This is a genomic window from Microbispora amethystogenes (assembly GCF_016863015.1).
In the GTDB taxonomy this organism is placed as follows: Bacteria; Actinomycetota; Actinomycetes; order Streptosporangiales; family Streptosporangiaceae; genus Microbispora; species Microbispora amethystogenes.
The window spans coordinates 23,081-41,397 of sequence record NZ_BOOB01000046.1; the positions used below are offsets into that span (position 1 = coordinate 23,081).

At 72.0% G+C, this 18,317-nt stretch carries 16 protein-coding genes and 1 pseudogene; 8 read left to right on the plus strand and 9 right to left on the minus strand.

Annotation, left to right across the window (positions count from 1 at the left end):
- Positions 1 to 299 precede the first annotated feature (299 nt).
- Complete coding sequence (locus Mam01_RS28055) at positions 300 to 2,558, plus strand: tetratricopeptide repeat protein (protein WP_204288167.1); 2,259 nt, start codon at positions 300 to 302, stop codon at positions 2,556 to 2,558.
- Between the two features lie 139 nt (positions 2,559 to 2,697).
- On the opposite strand, the gene urtE is transcribed toward Mam01_RS28055, so the two are convergent.
- The 5 genes from urtE to urtA all read right to left on the minus strand — a co-directional run bounded on the left by urtE (position 2,698) and on the right by urtA (position 7,385).
- Positions 2,698 to 3,390: an urea ABC transporter ATP-binding subunit UrtE gene (urtE, locus tag Mam01_RS28060; protein ID WP_204288168.1), complete on the minus strand. Its 693-nt coding sequence runs from the start codon at positions 3,388 to 3,390 to the stop codon at positions 2,698 to 2,700.
- A complete protein-coding gene (gene urtD, locus Mam01_RS28065) occupies positions 3,377 to 4,138 on the minus strand; it encodes an urea ABC transporter ATP-binding protein UrtD (protein WP_204288233.1) in 762 nt (253 codons plus the stop codon). The genes urtE and urtD overlap by 14 nt, the downstream gene beginning before the upstream one ends.
- 56 nt (positions 4,139 to 4,194) lie before the next feature.
- Entirely contained in the window at positions 4,195 to 5,280 is a 1,086-nt protein-coding gene (gene urtC, locus Mam01_RS28070) for an urea ABC transporter permease subunit UrtC (protein ID WP_150937097.1), read from the minus strand.
- Positions 5,277 to 6,131 carry an urea ABC transporter permease subunit UrtB gene (urtB, locus tag Mam01_RS28075; RefSeq protein ID WP_204288169.1) on the minus strand — a complete coding sequence of 285 codons (855 nt, stop codon included), beginning with the start codon at positions 6,129 to 6,131 and terminating at the stop codon, positions 5,277 to 5,279. The genes urtC and urtB overlap by 4 nt, the downstream gene beginning before the upstream one ends.
- A gap of 75 nt (positions 6,132 to 6,206) precedes the next feature.
- Entirely contained in the window at positions 6,207 to 7,385 is a 1,179-nt protein-coding gene (gene urtA / locus Mam01_RS28080) for an urea ABC transporter substrate-binding protein (protein WP_239101694.1), read from the minus strand.
- A gap of 230 nt (positions 7,386 to 7,615) precedes the next feature.
- Between urtA and Mam01_RS28085 the strand changes: the two genes are divergently transcribed.
- The 7 genes and pseudogenes from Mam01_RS28085 (at position 7,616) to Mam01_RS28120 (ending at position 13,648) form a co-directional block, all read left to right on the plus strand.
- On the plus strand, positions 7,616 to 7,918 hold the full coding sequence (locus Mam01_RS28085) for an urease subunit gamma (RefSeq protein WP_150937091.1): 303 nt from the start codon (positions 7,616 to 7,618) through the stop codon (positions 7,916 to 7,918).
- The gene (locus Mam01_RS28090; RefSeq protein WP_204288170.1) at positions 7,915 to 8,262 is read left to right on the plus strand and encodes an urease subunit beta; all 348 of its coding nucleotides are present in this window, start codon (positions 7,915 to 7,917) and stop codon (positions 8,260 to 8,262) included. Before Mam01_RS28085 ends, Mam01_RS28090 begins: the two co-directional genes overlap by 4 nt.
- Positions 8,255 to 9,973 (plus strand): urease subunit alpha, encoded by a 1,719-nt coding sequence (locus Mam01_RS28095; RefSeq protein ID WP_204288171.1) that lies wholly within the window; start codon positions 8,255 to 8,257, stop codon positions 9,971 to 9,973. Before Mam01_RS28090 ends, Mam01_RS28095 begins: the two co-directional genes overlap by 8 nt.
- A gap of 8 nt (positions 9,974 to 9,981) precedes the next feature.
- A complete protein-coding gene (locus Mam01_RS36990) occupies positions 9,982 to 11,085 on the plus strand; it encodes an urease accessory protein UreF (protein WP_239101680.1) in 1,104 nt (367 codons plus the stop codon).
- Positions 11,086 to 11,161: 76 nt separating this feature from the next.
- Positions 11,162 to 11,818 (plus strand): annotated as a pseudogene (ureG, locus tag Mam01_RS28110) (urease accessory protein UreG); the annotation flags it as partial.
- Positions 11,819 to 12,111: 293 nt separating this feature from the next.
- Complete coding sequence (locus Mam01_RS28115) at positions 12,112 to 12,879, plus strand: urease accessory protein UreD (RefSeq protein WP_239101681.1); 768 nt, start codon at positions 12,112 to 12,114, stop codon at positions 12,877 to 12,879.
- 289 nt (positions 12,880 to 13,168) lie between these two features.
- Positions 13,169 to 13,648: a hypothetical protein gene (locus Mam01_RS28120; RefSeq protein WP_204288172.1), complete on the plus strand. Its 480-nt coding sequence runs from the start codon at positions 13,169 to 13,171 to the stop codon at positions 13,646 to 13,648.
- A gap of 9 nt (positions 13,649 to 13,657) precedes the next feature.
- On the opposite strand, the gene era is transcribed toward Mam01_RS28120, so the two are convergent.
- The 4 genes from era to Mam01_RS28140 form a co-directional block, all read right to left on the minus strand.
- On the minus strand, positions 13,658 to 14,569 hold the full coding sequence (gene era / locus Mam01_RS28125; protein ID WP_204288173.1) for a GTPase Era: 912 nt from the start codon (positions 14,567 to 14,569) through the stop codon (positions 13,658 to 13,660).
- Between the two features lies 1 nt (position 14,570).
- Positions 14,571 to 14,906 carry a cytidine deaminase-like protein gene (locus Mam01_RS28130; RefSeq protein WP_204288174.1) on the minus strand — a complete coding sequence of 112 codons (336 nt, stop codon included), beginning with the start codon at positions 14,904 to 14,906 and terminating at the stop codon, positions 14,571 to 14,573.
- Complete coding sequence (locus Mam01_RS28135) at positions 14,903 to 15,715, minus strand: hypothetical protein (protein WP_204288175.1); 813 nt, start codon at positions 15,713 to 15,715, stop codon at positions 14,903 to 14,905. Before Mam01_RS28135 ends, Mam01_RS28130 begins: the two co-directional genes overlap by 4 nt.
- Positions 15,716 to 15,965: 250 nt before the next feature.
- Positions 15,966 to 18,293 carry an ATP-binding protein gene (locus Mam01_RS28140; protein WP_204288176.1) on the minus strand — a complete coding sequence of 776 codons (2,328 nt, stop codon included), beginning with the start codon at positions 18,291 to 18,293 and terminating at the stop codon, positions 15,966 to 15,968.
- Positions 18,294 to 18,317 lie beyond the last annotated feature (24 nt).

Below are 18,317 nucleotides of genomic sequence, written 5' to 3' on the forward strand. Positions count from 1 at the left end.
CCCATGCGGCGAGGTGACACGTTCGTTACTCTGCGCGACACTTCTGGGGCCGGGCAGCACGCTGGAAGCATGGCGAATGCGAGGAACAGCTCAGCATCGGCGTCGCGACCAGGTGCGGCCGCCGGACTCGGCGCCAGTCCGGGCGTGTATCTACGACCGCATCTCCGATCTACGGAAATCGCATGCCGCCTCGCGGACCGTCGGCCCGGCCCGCAGCCGCACGAGGTGATTCGATGACGGGTGGATCAGGGGCTCGGCGGGGGCGTCTGGTCATCGTCGCGTTGGGTCCCACGGCCGGCATGATCGCTGGAGGACTCACCAACCTGCTCACCATGACGTGGAACTGGTGGCTGTTCGGCGGACTGGTCTTGATGACGATCCTGGTGAGTGCGGGCACACTGATCGCTCTTCCGCGCGGCGGCCCGCCGCACCCGGTGACGCCTCAGGCAGAAGATCAGGAGGCTGGTGCGCTACTACAGCCTCCGTCCGGCACCCGAGTCTTCATAGGTCGCAGCAGGGAACTGCGCCGACTGACAGCACCTGCCTCCACTGAGAGCCGGCTCGGACCTCTCATACTGGTGATCACCGGTATGCCCGGGACCGGGAAGACTGAACTGGCAATCCGCGCCGCCCACGCACTCACCGCGCGTTACCCCGACGGATTGTTCTGGCTGGGCCTGCGCACCTATGCCGCGGCCGAATCCCGGATGACCGGCACCGAAGCGTTGCGCACCTTGCTCAACGCCCTGGACGTACCACCCAACCCGAACGCCACCACTGTGAACGCACTCAGCCGCGAGTGGCGTGCCGCCACGATGGGCAAGAAGATGCTGATCGTCTTGGACGACGCCGATTCCGCCGAACAGATCCGCCCTCTGTTGCCTGCAGCGGAAGAAGCGGCGGTTCTGGTCACCACCCGTCACGTGCTGATCGGTCTCGACCCCGACCAGAGCATGACCTTGACGCCGTTCACCCGCGCCCAGGCGGCCGGCCTGGCCGGAGCCATCCTGCGCCGCGCCGGGCTTCACGACCCCCAGGCGGTTGCCGCGATCGCCGCCGCCTTCCGGCTCCCACTCGCGATCCGTCAGATGAGCGATCTGAAAGCGGCCAACCCCACCCAACACATCCCCACCTCTCCTGGGGAGAAAATCAGCGACGAGACGGCCGCTGCGTTCGCCCGCTCTCTTGCGGCCCTGACCAAAGCCGCCCGCCTCGTGCTGCGCCGTGTCGCCCACTACCCCGGCTCGCTGATCACCGCGCCCATCGCCGCCGTCCTCGCCGATCAGCAAATCAGCAAGGCCACCACACTGCTGGCCACCCTCTATCAGCGCGGTCTGCTCATCGCAGACAACCGGACCAGCGGCGGCTACCGCATACACGACGCCGTACGCGCCGCCGCGCTGATCGAATCGGACAAGCGCGACAGCTCCCGACACCTGGCCGCCGCCGACGAACGACTCTTCCGGTACACAAGAAGCGCCATCGGCGCCGCGGTTCTGATGGTTGACTCCAATGCACTCATCGCCTGTATAGAGGCCGACGGACATCACCTGGCGTCACTTCTCCAGCACGAATCGGATGTCGCCGCGCTGCGATGGCTCGATCGGCATCACCCGGATCTACTCGCTGTGGCCCGCCGGTGCCTGTCCGCTCGCTCCCCCGAAGCATGGCGGCTGATCTACCAGCTGGAGTTCTACCAGCGGATGCGCGGCTTCTATACCGAGATCATCGAACTGCACAGCCAGGCGCTGAGCCTGACCCAGCACACCGGCGACTCTCTCGGTCAGGGAGCCATGCACCACAATCTCGGCCTGGTGGACATGCGCACCAGCAACTACCAAGCCGCGCTCACGCGCTTTCAGACCGCGCTCGCGCTTTACGAGCAGGTCGGCAGCCGAGCCGGCCAAGCGGAGATCCACCACGAGCTCTGCAATGTCAACAAGTGGCTCGGCGACCTCGCCCAGGCCCGAGCCCACGCGACGTTCTGCTTCGAAGTCGCCTCCTCGGGCGAAGACCTCGTCGAGCTGGCATTCGCCCACGCCACCCTCGGCATCCTCGACCGGTTGGAAGGCAGCTACACCGCTGCCCGCGAACACCTCACCCGGGCGATGAAACTGTTCGAGCAGGCCGGGCAACGCCGTGGCTTGGGCATCTGCCACCGGCAACTCGGCATGCTGGACGAGCGCCTGAGCCGGTACCACGACGCGCGAGCTCACCTGGACCATGCCCTCTCCCTGTTCCAAGAGTTGGGAGACCTCATGAACCAGGCCGACGCCCACCACAACCTCGCCGTCGTACACCGCGGGCTGGGCTCGCTGGTGACCGCCCACGAGCACGCCACCACCGCCCTCGCCCTGGCCTCGCAGATCAACCACTTCCAAGGACAAGCCGACGCGCACACGGAACTCGCCCAGTTGGCGCAGGCCACAGGTGACCACACGGCGGCACGTGCCCACCTCCACCACGCTCGCGACCTTCACCGGCGCCTCCACCAGCATGGCGGACCGGGTCCAGACGTTCTGGACGCCGGAGATCCGGCGGTTCGGCGGGACGGCTAGGTTCAGAGCCGCAGCATCGTTCACACGGCCCGGGCACAAGCCGCCGGTGATCTCTGCATTCCGGCCGCATCCCCTCCGCTGACGGCAGTCACCTCCGGAACCACGCGAAGGGGGCATGCACATCGATCACAAGCAAGTGTCAGACCGACAGGAGGCGGTGGACCTCCTCGTCCTGCAGGTCCTGGGCCGCGCCGGAGCGCACCACATGCCCGGCGTCGAGGATCAGGAACGCGTCGGCCAGCCGCAGCGCCAGGTCCAGATACTGCTCCACCAGCAGGATCGCGAGCCCGGACGCGTGCAGGCGCTCGACCGCCTCCTCGATCTCCAGGATGATCGAGGGCTGGATGCCCTCGGTCGGCTCGTCCAGGATCAGCAGCTTCGGCCGGGTGACCAGGGCGCGGGCCATCGCGAGCTGCTGCTGCTGGCCGCCGGACAGGAAGCCCGCCGGCCGTTTGAGCAGCGGTTTGAGCCGGGGAAAGACCTCCAGGGCCTCCTCCACCGCGGCCTGGTCGCGGTGCGCGGACGCCTCCAGCGTGACCAGCAGGTTGTCGATCACGCTGAGCTGCGGAAACGTCTCGTGTCCCTGCGGCACGTAGCCCATGCCGAGCCGTACGCGCTGGTCGGGGCGCAGGCGGGTGACGTCCCTGCCCTCGAACGTCACCTTCCCGCCGGTCGCCGGGAGCACGCCCATGACGGTGTTGAGCAGGGTGGTCTTGCCGACCCCGTTGCGGCCCATCACGCAGACGAGGCGGCCGGGGGGCACCTCCAGCGAGACTCCGAACAGCACCCGGGCCCGGCCGTATCCCGCTTCGAGTCCCTCAACGGACAGCATCCTCGGCATCCTCCCGCGCGCGTCCCAAGTAGATCTCCTGCACGTGCGGATCGGCCCGCACCTCGTCGACCGAGCCCTCCATCAGCACCTTGCCCTCGTGCAGGACGGTCACCTGGGAGGCGTACCGGCGCAGGAAGTCCATGTCGTGCTCGACCACGATCACGGTGTGGTCGCGGGCGATCTCGGTGAGCAGTTCGCCGGTGCGCTCGCGCTCGTCGGACGCCATGCCGGCGACCGGCTCGTCGAGCAGCAGCAGCCGTGGCCGCTGGACGATCAGCATGCCGATCTCCAGCCACTGCCGCTGCCCGTGGGAGAGCACCCCGGCCCTGCTGCGCGCGAGCGAGGTGAGGCCGATCGTCTCCAGCGCCGCCGCGACCTCCTCCGACACCCCGCGCCCGCGGCGCAGCAGCGACCACAGGGGACGGCGGAACGACGCGGCGAGGTCGAGGTTCTCCAGCACCGTGAGCTCCTCGAAGACCACGGAGGTCTGGAAGGTGCGGCCCACTCCGAGCCGGACGATCTCGTGCTCCCTGCGGCCCGCGAGGTCCAGGCCCTCGAACCGCACCGTTCCCGCGGTGGGTTTGGTCAGGCCGGTGATCACGTCGATGAGTGTGGTCTTGCCCGCGCCGTTCGGCCCGATGAGGAACCGCAGCTCGCCGCGCCCGACCGTCAGGTCCACGCCGTCGATGGCCCGGAAGCCGCCGAACGCGACTTGCAGACCCCTGATCTCCAGTAACGCGGTCTCCAGTAGCGCCGTCTCCGGAGACGCCGTCGCCGCAGGCGTGGTCTCCGCCGGGGCCTCGCTCACGTCCCGGCCTCCCTTCTCCTCCGTACGAGCCCGGCGGCCAGGCCGGCGATGCCCCTGGGTGCGAGCGTCATGACGAGGACGAACAGGGCGCCCTGCAGATACAGCCAGGCGGCCGGGAGCTCCTCGCTGAAGTACGTCCGGGCGTAGCCCATGACGACCGCGCCGAGGATCGCGCCCGCGAGGGCGAAGCGGCCGCCGACGGCCACACCGACGACGAGTTCCAGGGAGGGGACGACGCCGAGCAGCGCCGGCGAGATGATCCCGACGACCGGGACGAACAGCGCTCCCGCGATGCCGGCCATGCCCGCCGAGACGGCGAAGGTCAGCGTCTTCACGGTGGCCGGGTTGTAGCCCAGGAAGCGCACCCGGTCCTCGCCGTCCCTGACGGCCAGCAGCAGCCGCCCGAACCGGCTGCGGACGAGCTGCCGGGCGCCCAGGTAGAGCACCCCCAGCACGACCGCCACCGTCAGGTAGAGGCCCCGCTGCGTCTCGTCGGCGGCGAGGTCCTGACCGAAGAAGTCGAAGAAGTTGGTCAGCCCGTTCGTGCCGCCGGTCAGCCCCTGCTGCCCGACCAGCAGGATCACCAGGGCCGCCGCCAGCGCCTGGGTGAGGATCGCGAAATACGCCCCGCGTACGCGCTGGCGGAACACCAGCGCGCCGAGCAGCAGCGCGACCACGACGGGCACCGCGACGGCCATGGCGAGCGCGAAGACCGGGTTGCCGAACGGTGTCCACAGCGCCGGGAGCTTCTCGACCCCGCTCCAGACCATGAAGTCGGGCAGGTCCCCGCCCGCGTCGTGGAGCTTGAGATACATGCCCATCGCGTAGCCGCCGAGGCCGAAGAACACCCCCTGCCCGAGCGTCAGCATGCCGCCCTGTCCCCACGCGAGGCCGATGCCCAGAGCCACGATCGCGTAGCACAGATACTTCGCCAGCAGCCCGAGCCGGAACGGCTCCAGCAGCAGCGGCGCCACGACCAGGGCGAGCAGCGCCACCGCGGCGAAGGCCGCCGGGCCCTGCCACCGGCGCGGTTCCCGCCGTACGACGGGGGGCGCCTCGACGGGCGCCTCGACGGCCGTCACGTCAGCGCCCGCGATCGCACGAAGAACAGCCCCTGCGGCCGGATCTGCAGGAACCCGATGATCGCCACGAAGACGATCACCTTGGCGAGGCTGGCGTCGCTCCAGAACTCGGCGTAGGAGTTGAGCAGGCCGAGGCCGATCGCGGCCAGCACCGCGCCGCGGAGCTGCCCGAGACCGCCCGCCACGACCACCAGGAACGCGTCGACGATGTAGTACGTCCCGAGCGTCGGCCCGACCGGCCCGATCAGCGTGAGGGCGACCCCCGCGACCCCGGCCAGGCCGGAGCCGATGAAGAACGTCCGCTGGTCGACCCGCCCGGTGTCGATGCCGCTGGTGGCCGCGAGCCTGCGGTTCTGCATCACCGCCCGCATCCGCCGGCCCTGCCCGGTCCTGTGCATGTACGCCCAGATGGCGAGCACCGACAGCACGGCGAGGGCCATGATGAACAGCCGGTTGTACGGCAGGATGCCGAGGCCGCCGCGCAGCCAGGCCGGCGAGACGACCTGCACGTTGGGCGCCCCGAACAGGTCCCGGGCCAGCTGCTGGAGCATCAGGCTGACTCCCCAGGTGAGCAGCAGCGTGTCCAGCGGGCGGCCGTAGAAGCGCCGGATCAGCGTGCGCTCCAGCACCAGGCCCATGAGCCCGGCGACCACGAACGCCGCCGGCAGGGCCACCAGGAAACCCACGCTCTGCAGCAGGAAGGCCGTGTAGGCCCCCGCCATGATGAACTCTCCGTGGGCCATGTTGATCACGCCCATCTGCCCGAACGTGAAGGTCAGCCCGAGAGCGATGAGCAGCAGGACCGCTCCGATCGACAGTCCGATCGGCAGCTGGTTCAGCACCCCTTCCACGTCACCTCCCGACGTTGTCCCGCGCCGGGGCGCGGCGCGCCCCGGTCGCGGCTGTGCACGGTCATTCGGCGGCGGTCAGACCAGGCCGCCGGCCCAGGAGTACGTCTTGAGGTAGGGGTCCGGCTTGATCGGCTCACCGGAGTTCCAGACCTCCTTGATCTGGCCGTCCGGCTGGACGACGCCGATGCGCGCGGTCTTGTACACGTGCTGGTTGTCGCCGTCGATCGTGACCTTGCCCTCGGGGCGGTCGAGCGAGACGCCGCCGGCCGCCTTCTTCACGGCCTCGACGTCGGTACTCCCGGCCTTCTTGGCGGCCTCGGCCCACAGGTAGACGGCGTTGTATCCGGCCTCCATGGGGTCGGAGGTCACCTTGTCCGCGCCGTACTTGGCCTTGAAGGCGGCGACGAACTTCTGGTTCGCCGGGGTGTCGGTCGTCTGGTAGTAGTTCCAGGCCACGAGCTGCCCGGCGACGTTGTCGACGCCGATGCCCTTGACCTCCTCCTCGGCCACCGAGACCGACATGACCGGCATCTGCTCGGCGCTGACCCCGGCACTCTTGAGCTGCTTGAAGAACGCGACGTTGCTGTCGCCGTTCAGGGTGTTGAACACCGCGTCCGGCTTCGCCTCGGTGATCTTGTTGACGAGCGTGCTGTACTCGGTGTGCCCGAGCGGGGTGTACTCCTCGCCGAGGACCTCCATGCCGTTCGCCGCGGCGTACGCCTTGATGATCTTGTTGGCGGTTCTCGGGAAGACGTAGTCGCTGCCGACGAGGAAGAGCTTCTTCTTGCCCTTCTCCTTCAGGTAGTCGAGCCCCGGGACGATCTGCTGGTTGGTCGTGGCGCCCGTGTAGAAGATGTAGGGGGAGCTCTCCAGGCCCTCGTACTGGACGGGGTACCACAGCAGCGCCTTGCGCTTCTCGAAGACGGGGAGCATCGCCTTGCGGCTCGCCGACGTCCAGCCGCCGAAGACGGTGGCGACCTTGTCCTGCGCGATCAGCTTGGTGGCCTTCTCCGCGAACGTCGGCCAGTCGGAGGCGCCGTCCTCCACGACGGGCTCCAGCTTCTTGCCGAGCACCCCGCCCGCCGCGTTGATCTCGTCGATGGCGAGCAGCTCGGCGTCCCTGACCGTGACCTCGCTGATGGCCATGGTGCCGCTCAGGGAGTGCAGGATGCCGACCTTGATGGTGTTTCCGCCCCCGGACGAGGCCGACGTGTCACTTTTTCCAGATTGTCCAGCGCATGCCGCGAGCGTCACCGTCGAAAGCGCGATGACCGCCCCGGTACGCCATAATGAGTTACGCAAGTGCCTCTCCTTGCCGCCTACGGCCCCCGCGCCGATCCGTCTGCCGCAAAGGTGAGCGCGCGCTATTTCCCGTCGAAATCACGACGGTTAACAACTCATTAGCGAAGCCTCACCACCGTCCGGATACGCATACGAAATGCCTGGGTAACGCGGGAGAAACCGCGGGTACCTATCGTCCCGCCATGCGGCTCACTCCACACGAACAGGAACGGCTCCTCATCCACGTCGCCGCCGGCGTGGCCCGCGACCGGAAGGAGCGCGGCCTTCGCCTCAACCATCCGGAGGCGACGGCCCTCATCGCGTCCTTCCTCCTGGAGGGCGCCCGGGACGGCCGGAGCGTCGCCGACCTCATGGACGCCGGTCGCAGGGTGCTGCGGCGCGAGGACGTCATGGAGGGCGTGCCCGAGATGCTGGAGTCCGTGCAGATCGAGGCCACCTTCCCCGACGGCACCAAGCTCGTCACCGTCCACCACCCGATCCCATGACCGGGCCGAGTGGGGCGGGTGCGCCGGGCGAGATCCTGTACGGCGAGGGTGACGTGCCACTGAACCCCGGCAGGGAGCGGATCACCCTGAGAGTCGTCAACACCGCGGACCGGCCGGTGCAGGTCGGGTCGCACTACCACTTCGCCGCCGCCAACCCCGGTCTGGAGTTCGACCGGGAGGCGGCCTGGGGTCACCGCCTCGACATCCCCGCGGGCACCGCCGTCAGGTTCGAGCCCGGAGTGGAGCGTGACGTGACGCTGGTTCCGCTCGCGGGCGCGCGGGTGGTGCCCGGCCTGCGCCCCGAGTGGGCCGGGCCCCTGGACGAAAGGACGACCGGTGTCTAGCATCGAGCGCTCCCGCTATGCCGCGCTGTACGGGCCGACCACCGGCGACCGGGTGCGACTGGCCGACACCGACCTGTACGTCGAGGTGACCGAGGACCTCTCGATGGGGCCGTCCGGGGCCGGAGACGAGGCGGTGTTCGGCGGCGGCAAGGTCATCCGCGAGTCGATGGGACAGGCGCGCGCCACCAGAGCCGAAGGCGCGGCCGACCTCGTCATCACCGGCGCGGTGATCCTGGACCACTGGGGGGTCGTCAAGGCCGACATCGGGGTGCGCGACGGCCGCATCGTCGCGATCGGCAAGGCCGGCAACCCCGACACGATGGACGGCGTCCACCTCGATCTGGTCATAGGCCCGTCCACCGAGATCCTCGCGGCGAACGGCAGGATCGTCACGGCGGGCGCGGTCGACTCGCACGTCCACCTGATCTGCCCGCAGATCCTCGACGAGGCGCTCGCTTCTGGCGTGACCACGATCGTCGGCGGCGGCACCGGGCCCGCCGAGGGCACCAAGGCCACCACCGTGACCGGCGCCTGGTACCTCGGCCGGATGCTGGAGTCCCTGGACGCGTACCCGGTCAACGTGGCCCTGCTCGGCAAGGGCAACACGGTCAGCGAGGAGGGGCTGCTCGAACAGCTCAGGGCCGGCGCCTCGGGGTTCAAGCTGCACGAGGACTGGGGCACCACCCCCGCCGCCATCGACGCGTGCCTGCGGGTGTGCGACGCGACAGGCGTGCAGGTCGCCATCCACACCGACACCCTGAACGAGGCGGGGTTCGTGGAGTCGACCCTGGGGGCCATCGCCGGCCGGGGGATCCACGCCTACCACACCGAGGGCGCGGGGGGCGGGCACGCGCCGGACATCATCACGGTCGCCTCCCACGCCAACGTGCTGCCGTCGTCCACGAACCCGACCAGGCCGCACACGGTCAACACCCACCACGAGCACCTGGACATGCTCATGGTGTGCCACCACCTCAACCCCTCCATCCCGGAGGACCTGGCCTTCGCAGAGTCGCGGATCCGGCCGTCGACGATGGCGGCCGAGGACGTGCTGCACGACATCGGCGCGATCTCGATGATCGGCTCGGACTCGCAGGCGATGGGACGTGTGGGCGAGACGGTCATCCGCACCTGGCAGACGGCGCACGTCATGAAGCGTCGCCGGGGCGCGCTGCCCGGCGACGGCCCGGCCGACAACCTGCGCGCCCGCCGGTACGTCGCGAAGTACACGATCAACCCGGCCGTCGCCCACGGGCTCGACGCGGAGATCGGCTCGGTCGAGCCCGGCAAGCTCGCGGACCTCGTCCTGTGGAGCCCGGCCTTCTTCGGGGTGAAGCCCGAGCTCGTGATCAAGGGCGGGGTCATCGCGTACGCGCAGATGGGCGACGCGAACGCGTCGATCCCGACGCCGCAGCCGGTGCTGCCCCGCCCGATGTTCGGCGCGGCCCCGGTCACCGCCGCGGCGACGTCGCTGCACTTCGTCGCACCGCTCGCGCTGGAGGACGGCCTCGCCGACCGGCTGGCCGTCCGCAGGCGGCTGGCTCCGGTGGCCGACGTACGCGCCCGGCGCAAGGACGCGATGCCCCTCAACGACGCCCTGCCGGACATCCGGGTGGACCCGGACACCTTCGCCGTACACGTGGACGGCGAGCTCATCGAGCCCGCCCCGGCCGAGTCGCTGCCGATGGCGCAGCGCTACTTCCTCTTCTGAGAGGTGCGATGGACGGCATGCGCGGAGACCCGGCGGCACTGCTGTTGCTGGCCGACTCCCGGCTGCCCGCGGGCGGTCACGCCCATTCGGGCGGGGTGGAGGAGGCCGTACGGCTCGGCACGGTCACCGACGTCGACGACCTCGCGCGGTTCCTGCGGGGCAGGCTCGCCACCGCCGGTCTCGTGACCGCGGCCCTGTCGGCCGCCGCCTGCGAGCTCGCGGCCGGCGAACCGGACCTCGTTGGAGGACCGGGCTCCGGCGGCGAAGCCGGAGAGCGGGCCACGGCCGTCGCACCGGGGCCGCACGCCCCGCCCGCCCGGCCGTACGCCGCCGACGCGTCGTGGCGGACGGGCGTCAACGGCGGGCCGGGAGCGGCGGCCGGGGTCGCGGCGGCGGAGGACGTCCGCCGGCGGCTGTGGCGGCGGCTGGACGACGAGGCAGACGCGCGGACCGCGTCGCCCGCGCAGCGGGAGGCCGCGCGGACCCAGGGGCGGCTCCTGCTGCGCACGGCCCGCCGGTTGTGGCCCTCGGCGGCCCTGGACACGCTGGCGCGGGCCATCCCGGAGGGCCCGCATCACCCGATCGCGCTGGGCGCCGCGGCGGCGTCCGCGGGCTGCGAGCCCCAGCAGGCGGCGCTGGCCGCCGCCTACACCTCGGTGACGGGCCCGGCCACGGCCGCGGTGCGGCTCCTCGGCCTCGATCCGGTGACCGTCCACCGCCTGCTCGCCGACCTCGCGCCCGCGCTCAACGACGCGGCCCACGCCGCCTGCGCGTCCCTCATGGACACCGTGCTGACGGAGCCGGTCCTGACAGACACGGCGCTGATCGACGGGGTGCCGACGGACGGGGCTCCGATGGACACGACACTCACGGGCAAAACGCCGGCAGACCCGGCCCTGGGTGATCCAGCCCTGGGTGATCCAGCCCTGGGTGGCCCGGCGGGCATCGACACCCCGCCGGGCGACGCCGGTCCTCCGCCGGGGGACGCGCCCGGAGCCGCCCGGGCGGAGTGGCGAGGGGGCTGGGCGGGGCTGCCCGGACACAGCGCGCCGGCCCTCGACCTCCTCGCGGAGGGACACCTGGCCAACCCGATGAAGCTCTTCGTCTCCTGACACCTCCGAGACGTCCCCCGACGTCGCCGACCGAGCCGCGTCTCACACAGCGGCTCACGAGCAGAAGGGTCCAGACATGGGCGCTTACCACGACGACCTCCACGACGCGGCCGAGCCGGACGGGCGGGCGCTCCGCCTCGGCATCGGCGGCCCGGTCGGCAGCGGCAAGACGGCCCTGGTGGCGGCGTTGTGCCGCAGCCTCGGGCCGTCCCTGCGGCTCGGGGTCGTGACCAACGACATCTACACCACCGAGGACGCCGACTTCCTGCGCCGGGCGGGAGTGATCGACCCGGAGCGGATCCAGGCGGTGCAGACGGGCTGCTGCCCCCACACGGCGATCCGCGACGACATCGCGGCCAACATCGACGCCGTCGAGACGCTGGAAGAACGGTTCGGCCCGCTCGACCTGGTCATCGTCGAGAGCGGCGGCGACAACCTCACCGCGACCTTCAGCCGGGGCCTGGCCGACCGGCAGATCTTCGTGCTGGACGTGTCCGGCGGCGACAAGGTGCCCCGCAAGGGCGGGCCGGGGGTGACGACGGCCGACCTACTGGTGATCAACAAGACCGACCTCGCGCCGATGGTCGGCGCCGACCTGACCGTGATGTCCCGCGACGCGGCGGCCGTACGGGAGGGCAGGCCGGTGCTGTTCACGTCGATCAGGGAGGACCGGAGCGCGCACATGGTCGCGCAGTGGGTGACCGACATGGTCGACGTATGGCGGCACGAACACGGCGTCGCCCACCACCACGGCCTCTCCGCGCACGGTGCCTCAACGCACGGTGCCTCAACGCACGGTGCCTCCGCGCGGCGCGTCCCGGAAGGCGTCTCCCTCGATGACCTCTCAGCGGACGGGATATCCATCGACGGGGTCATCGTGGACGGAATCTCGGCAGACGGGCTCTCTGCGGACGGAATCTCCGTGGACGGGGTCGCCGCGGACGGAATCTCCGCAGGCGGGGTCTCACCGGAGCGGAAGGAGCACGAGGAGCACGAGGAGCAGCCGTCGCGTCCCGTCACCGCGCCGTGAGCACGGCGGCGGCGGTCACCGCGCGGTCGCTGATCAGGACGAGCATGGCCGGCGGCGGCACCCGGCTGGAGACCCTGCGGTCGGACCCGCCGCTGACCCTGCGGCAGACCGGCCCGCATCGGGTGCATCTGGTCTCGACGGGCGCCGGGCCCCTGCGGGGCGACCACCTCGATCTCGGCGTGGACGTCGCGCCGGGCACGTCGCTGGAGGTGTGCTCGGTGGCCGCCACGCTGGTGCTGCCGGGGCTCGCGGAGGCTCCCTCGATCATGCTGGTGCGGGCCCGGGTGGGGGCCGGCGCGACGCTGCGCTTCTCCCCCGAGCCGACCGTGCTCGCCGCCGGATGCTCCCACCACCTCGTCGTACGGCTCTCGCTGGCGGAGGACGCGACCGTCCTGTGGCGCGAGGAGATCGTGTTCGGGCGGCACGGGGAACGGCCGGGCCGCTGTCAGGCGAGGTTCGACGCGACCGTCGCCGGACGGCCCCTGCTCCGGCAGAACCTGGTGGTCGGCGAGGAGACCGTGGACGGCAGCCCCGCCGTCTACGGAGACGCCCGGTGCGTCGGCTCCACGCTGGTCGCGGGCCCCGCCTGGCGGCCGTCCCCCGAGGACAAACGGGAGCGGCGCGCGGTGGTCGGAGAAGGCTGGGCCGCGCTCCCGCTCGCCGGTCCCGGCGTGCTGGTCTCCGCCCTCGGCGCGGACGCGGTGCAGCTCAGACGGCGGCTCGAACGCGGCGAGGACGCCGCCGCGTCACACGCGACCGGCTGAACCGTACCCACGCCCGAACCACGCCCACGCCTGGTGCCGTGGACCGATACGACCCGCGACGCCTCCGCCCGGCTGGTCGACGCGACGCTTTCCCCGTGGGCGGTGATGCCGGGAACACCGAATCCACCCCGCCCCTGCCACCCCGAGCTCCGCACTCCCCGAATCCCCCCCACCCCGGCGGATCCCCGTCCAGAGCCGCACCCGGCCCTCACAACGGACCGCACACAATCACCAGCCGGAACGCACCCGATCTCCGCATCGGGCGGCGCCGGGCCGTAGCCTGGTGATCGTGTCGGAACCCACGCCGCATTCCGCCTCCCGTCCGCGCCGCACGAGCGTGGCCGGCGCCCTGCGGGCCGCCGGGGTGATCGCCGCGGGGTTTGTGCTGGCCGTCGCCGCACTGCTCCCGTGGGCCGGGCTCACGGCCGAGTTCGGCGTGTTCGACGCGTCGCTCACCGCCGTACGCGGCGTCGACGAGGGCCCCGGGTGGATCGTCCTGGGCGCCGGGATCGCCGCGATGCTGCTCGGCGTGCTGGGCGCGGCGCGTAGCTGGCTGTTCACCGGGCTGGCGATCCTGCCCGGCGCGGTCGCGGCGTTCGCGCTGGCGATGTTCCTCGCCGATCCGCGCGACCTGGTGAGCCGGCTCGACTTCCACGTCTCCGGGCTGCTCCGGGTGCACCCGACGGTCCAGTACGGCTGGTTCACCGGGCTGCTGGCCTCCGTCGCGCTGGCCGTGCTGGCCTGCGTCGCGCTGCTCCGCCGCCGGTGACCGGCGGGGTCAGTCGTAGAAGCCGAGCCGGCGCAGCTGCTTGGGGTCGCGCTGCCACTCCTTGGCCACCTTCACCCGGAGGTCGAGGTAGACCCGGGTGCCGAGCAGGGCCTCGATCTGCTGCCGGGCGCGGGTGCCCACGTCCTTGAGCCGGGCTCCGCCCGGGCCGATGACGATCGCCTTCTGGGACTGCCGCTCGACGAACATGTGGGCGTACACGTCGAGCAGGTCGTCGCGGCCCTCCCGGGGGTTCATCTCCTCCACCATGACGGCGATCGAGTGGGGCAGCTCGTCCCGCACGCCCTCCAGCGCCGCCTCGCGGATCAGCTCGGCGACGAGCACCTGCTCCGGCTCGTCGGTCAGCTCGCCGCCGGCGTACAGCGGGGGCGACTCGGGCAGCCGCTTGATCAGCACGTCGGCGAGGATGTCGAGTTGCTCGCCGCTCTGCCCGGACACCGGGACGATCTCCGCGAACTCGGCCAGCGCGGACACCGCCAGAAGCTGGTGCGCGATCTGCTCGCGGGTGGCGAGGTCGCACTTGGTCACGACGGCCACGACCGGCGTCTTCTTGACCGCGGCGAGCTTCTCGGCGATGAACCGGTCGCCCTTGCCGATCGGCTCGTTGGCCGGGACGCAGAACCCGATGACGTCGACCTCGGTGAGCGTGGACAGCACCAGGCTGTCCAGCCGCTCACCCAGCAGGGTGCGCGGACGGTGGAAGCCGGGGGTGTCGACGATGACGAGCTGGGCGTCCGGCCGGTGGACGATGCCGCGGATGGCCCGCCGCGTGGTCTGCGGCTTCGACGACGTGATCGCCACCTTCGTGCCGACCAGTGCGTTCATCAGCGTCGACTTGCCGACGTTGGGCCGGCCGACGAAGCAGGCGAAGCCCGCGCGGAAACCGCTGGGTTCGGCGTTCACGTCAGATGTACCGGCCCTTCAGCGAGCCGTCCGGGGCGGCCAGGAACAGCGTGCCGTTGCCCATGTCCTCGACGACGGAGACGTCCTGCTCGCCGGGTTCGTCGGCCTCGCTGACGATCGCCGCCGCCTCCAGCGACTTCGCTCCGCTGGACACGGCCATGGCCACGGCCGCCTGGAGGGCCGAGAGCCGGAGCGAGGGCAGCGCCACCGTGGTCGCGGCGTACGTGCGGCCCGTCTCGTCACGCACCGCGGCGCCCTCCGCGACGCCCGCGCGTGCCCGCGCCGACCTGGCCAGCGTGATGATTTTGGTGTCCTCGGGGTCCAGCGTCTCTGTCACCCGTCAAGCGTACCGACCTCCCGGACGAGCAAACGGGCCAGTTCGGCCGTACGGGCGGGATCGGGCGGGGTCAGGCCCGCGTGCACGAGCGTGATCAGGGTGTGGCCGGAGCGGGCCACGACCAGGTGCATGCGGTAGGGATAGCCGCCGACCCGGCCGGTCAGGCCACGCCCGGCGGCGTCGGGGCCGCCGATGCCCGGCAGCGGCATCGGCGAGGCCTTCAGGCGGTCGTACGGCGTGCCCGCGTCGGCGGTGACGCAGCGGATCAGGGCGGCACGCAGCGCGTCGAGGCGCCCGGCCGCCTCGTTCCCGTCGTAGACGGCGAGCCCGACGCCGGCCAGCTCGCCGAGGTGCGGGCCGTCGTACGTCGCGGCGGTCACTGCGGTGGCGCCGCCGAGGCCGTCACGCGCAGGTCTGCCCGCCGCGGCGTCGAAGAGCGCACGGCAGGCGCTCGCACGGGGGCGGAACGGCGCCCGCCAGGGGGCCCGCGCGTGGCTGAAGAATCCCTCGGGGAGATCTCGCATCGTCCCCAGCATGCCCCTCAGCCGCCCGGCGCTCCGCGCCGCCATGGCGTCCCGTGTGGTTCCCGCGCCCCGGGCGACCCCCGCGCCCGCGCCCGCGCCGGACCCTGTTCGCGCGCCCGCGCCGTGCATGGCAGGGGTGTCGCGGGCGGCCCGCTCGGTGGCTGTGGCTCCCCCTGCGACTCCCGCTGTGGCTCCCCCAGTGACTCCCACGGTGGCGTGCGTCGCGACGCTGGGCCCGGTGGCGAGGGCCAGGAAGCCCGCGACTGCCGCGTGGACGATTCGCATGCCCGCCTCCCCGCCGCTCGGGCGCATTGCCGGAGGTTTTCCTTCCCCGGACCGGAAGCGGGTAATCACTTTGCGTAACCGATACGGGGCTTCCACCTCGGAAGGTGAAAGCCCCGCACCGCTTACGGATCCCCCATGGGAGTTGCCGGTGCTCCGCGAACCCCTCCCGAAGCGCCGGACTCCCTATGAGGCGCCCCGAACCCCTTCTGGGCGCCTGGGACAACAGTGGCAGGCCACACTTGCAACCTGCTTAAAGGAGGCTTGCACCCGTCGGTGGGCTCTGTGTCTCGCGGAGCCGGTCCCGGGCCACCGAGGCGTAGTCTCGGGCGGGCCGCGACCCGGGTGCCCGGGTGAGCCCGCTCTCCCGCCGCGCGTAGCGGAGGTCGGCCCGCTCGGCGGCGGTCAGGGCGTACCGCGCCGCCTTCACCGGGTCGCCGCCCAGCGCGTAATGGTGCGCGAGCGCCGCCGCCTCGTCCGGGCGCAGCCGTTCGAGCACCGCCGCCACCCGGGCGTGCGTGCGGGCGCGGCGCAGTCGCGGCATCGCGCCGTACACGGTGTCGCGGATGACGGGGCTGGCGAAGCGGAGCCCGCCGTCGTCGGGTTCCACGAGCACCCCGGCCAGGAGCGCCTCCTCGGCCGCGTCCACCACCGCGTCCATCACGGCCTCCACCACTGCGTCCTCACCACCGCCGTGGACGGCCGCGAGCACGTCGAGGTCGACGCCCCCGGCGTGCTTCCCCGGGACCTCGGCGTCGAGCACCGCCGCCACGCCCAGCACCGTACGCACCCGGGGGGGCAGGACGGCGAGGCGCGCGTTGAGCACGTCGCGAACCCCGGCGGGAACGGTCGTCAGGGCCGCCGCCTCGCCCTCGGCCGCGATCAGGCGTGCGGTCTCCCGGAGGAAGAAGGGGTTGCCCCCGGTTCGCGCGACGACCGCGGTCAGGGCCGGGCGGGTGACGGGCACGCCGGCGACGGCGGTCACGAGGCCGGCGGCGGCGCCGGGCCGCAGGCCGCGCAGGCCGACCCGGAGCGGTTCGTGCCGGGCGAGCGCCGCCGTCGTTCCCGCCAGCCGGCCCGCCTCCTCCTGCCGGAAGGTGCAGACGACGGAGACGGCCGCGCCGGCCGTCTCCGCGACGACGTCCAGGAGGGTGTCCAGCGTCTCGCGGTCGGCCCGGTGCAGGTCCTCCACGACGAGCAGGATCGGCGCCTCCGCCGCGGCGTCGCGCAGGTAGGCCGCGACCGCCCGCCGCCCGTGGAACCCCTCCCCCCGCACGCCCTCCCGCCGCGAACGCTCCTCCGGCGCCTCGCTCACCTGCGACCCGCCCTCGTACGAGCCGTCCTTCCGCGCGGCCTCGGGAAAGGCGGCGAGCAGCCGGGTGATCGACTCGGCCGTGTGCTCGCGGGGCTGCACGGCCGCCGTGAGCGTACGGAGGATCTCGGCCCAGGCCCAGCCGGGCGGCGCGCCCCTGGTCGCCGGGCAGCGCCCGACGGCGACCCGCGCGCCCTGCCCGGCCCGGACGGCGGCGACCTCCTCCACGAGCGCGGTCTTGCCCATGCCCGCCTCGCCCGTGACGAGTGCGACCCCCTCGGACAGGCCCAGCAGAAGCGACACCTCGCTCCGCCGCCCGAACAACCGGATCCGGCCCTCCTGGCGGGCCGCCGCCACCGGAACCGCTGTGGAGATCTCCGCGAGGCCCGCCGCGGGAGCCGTTGCGGGAACCTCTGTGGAGACCTCGAGGAGAACTGCGGGGATGTCGCGCGGGAGAGGGAGACGTGCGGCCGGGTTGTCGGGCTCGGCCGTACGGGCCGGGCCGGGCAGGTCCAGCTCCGGGGAATGGGCGAGGATGCCGGCCTCCAGGCGGCGCAGCGCGGGGCCGGGATCGACGCCGAGTTCCGCCGCGAGCAGGCGGCGGGCCTCCCGGAGCGCGGCGAGCGCGTCGCCCTGCCTGCCCTGCCGGTAGAGCGCGGTGGCGAGCAGCCGCCAGCCCTCCTCGCGCAGCGGGTGCTCGGCGAGGTGGGCGCGCAGGTCCGCGATCACCGAGCCGGGCGTGCCGAGCGCCATCACCGCCGAGGCACGCTGCTCGACGGCGGTCGCCCTGACCTCGTCGAGCCGGGCGATCTCGTTGAGCGCCCAGTCCGCCGAGGCGAACTCCTGGTACGCCGGGCCCTTCCACAGGGCCAGTGCCTCCTCCAGGGCGGCGACCGCGGCCGTGGCGTCACCGTCGAGCAGCCGGCGGCTGCCCTGCCGCACCAGTTCCTCGAACCGCCAGGCGTCCACGTTCTCGGCGCGCAGGGCGTACCCCGGGGGCACGGTCACGAGGAGCCGCGCGGGCGTGCGGATCGTCCGCTGCGGCTCCAGGGCCCGGCGCAGGTGGGAGACGTACGTCTGGATGGAACCGGCGGCGCCCGGCGGCGGCTGGTTCCGCCACAGGTCGCTGATCAGCCGCCCGACCGGCACGACCTGGCCCCGGGCGACCAGAAGACGCCCGAGCACCGAGCGCTGACGCGGGCCGCCGAACTCGATCGGCCCGTCTTCGCCGATGGCTTGTAGCGCTCCAAGTACGGAGAAGACCGCCATGGGGGGCACATTACAAGGCTGGAT

What these genes read in the sequence shown, in the direction of transcription:
- urtE (WP_204288168.1), bottom strand. Translation starts at nt 3,390, where the DNA reads ATGCTGTCCGTTGAGGGACTCGAAGCGGGATACGGCCGGGCCCGGGTG.
- Mam01_RS36990 (WP_239101680.1), top strand. Translation starts at nt 9,982, where the DNA reads ATGGACGGCATGCGCGGAGACCCGGCGGCACTGCTGTTGCTGGCCGAC.
- Mam01_RS28085 (WP_150937091.1), top strand. Translation starts at nt 7,616, where the DNA reads ATGCGGCTCACTCCACACGAACAGGAACGGCTCCTCATCCACGTCGCC.
- Mam01_RS28055 (WP_204288167.1), top strand. Translation starts at nt 300, where the DNA reads ATGATCGCTGGAGGACTCACCAACCTGCTCACCATGACGTGGAACTGG.
- Mam01_RS28090 (WP_204288170.1), top strand. Translation starts at nt 7,915, where the DNA reads ATGACCGGGCCGAGTGGGGCGGGTGCGCCGGGCGAGATCCTGTACGGC.
- Mam01_RS28140 (WP_204288176.1), bottom strand. Translation starts at nt 18,293, where the DNA reads ATGGCGGTCTTCTCCGTACTTGGAGCGCTACAAGCCATCGGCGAAGAC.
- Mam01_RS28135 (WP_204288175.1), bottom strand. Translation starts at nt 15,715, where the DNA reads ATGCGAATCGTCCACGCGGCAGTCGCGGGCTTCCTGGCCCTCGCCACC.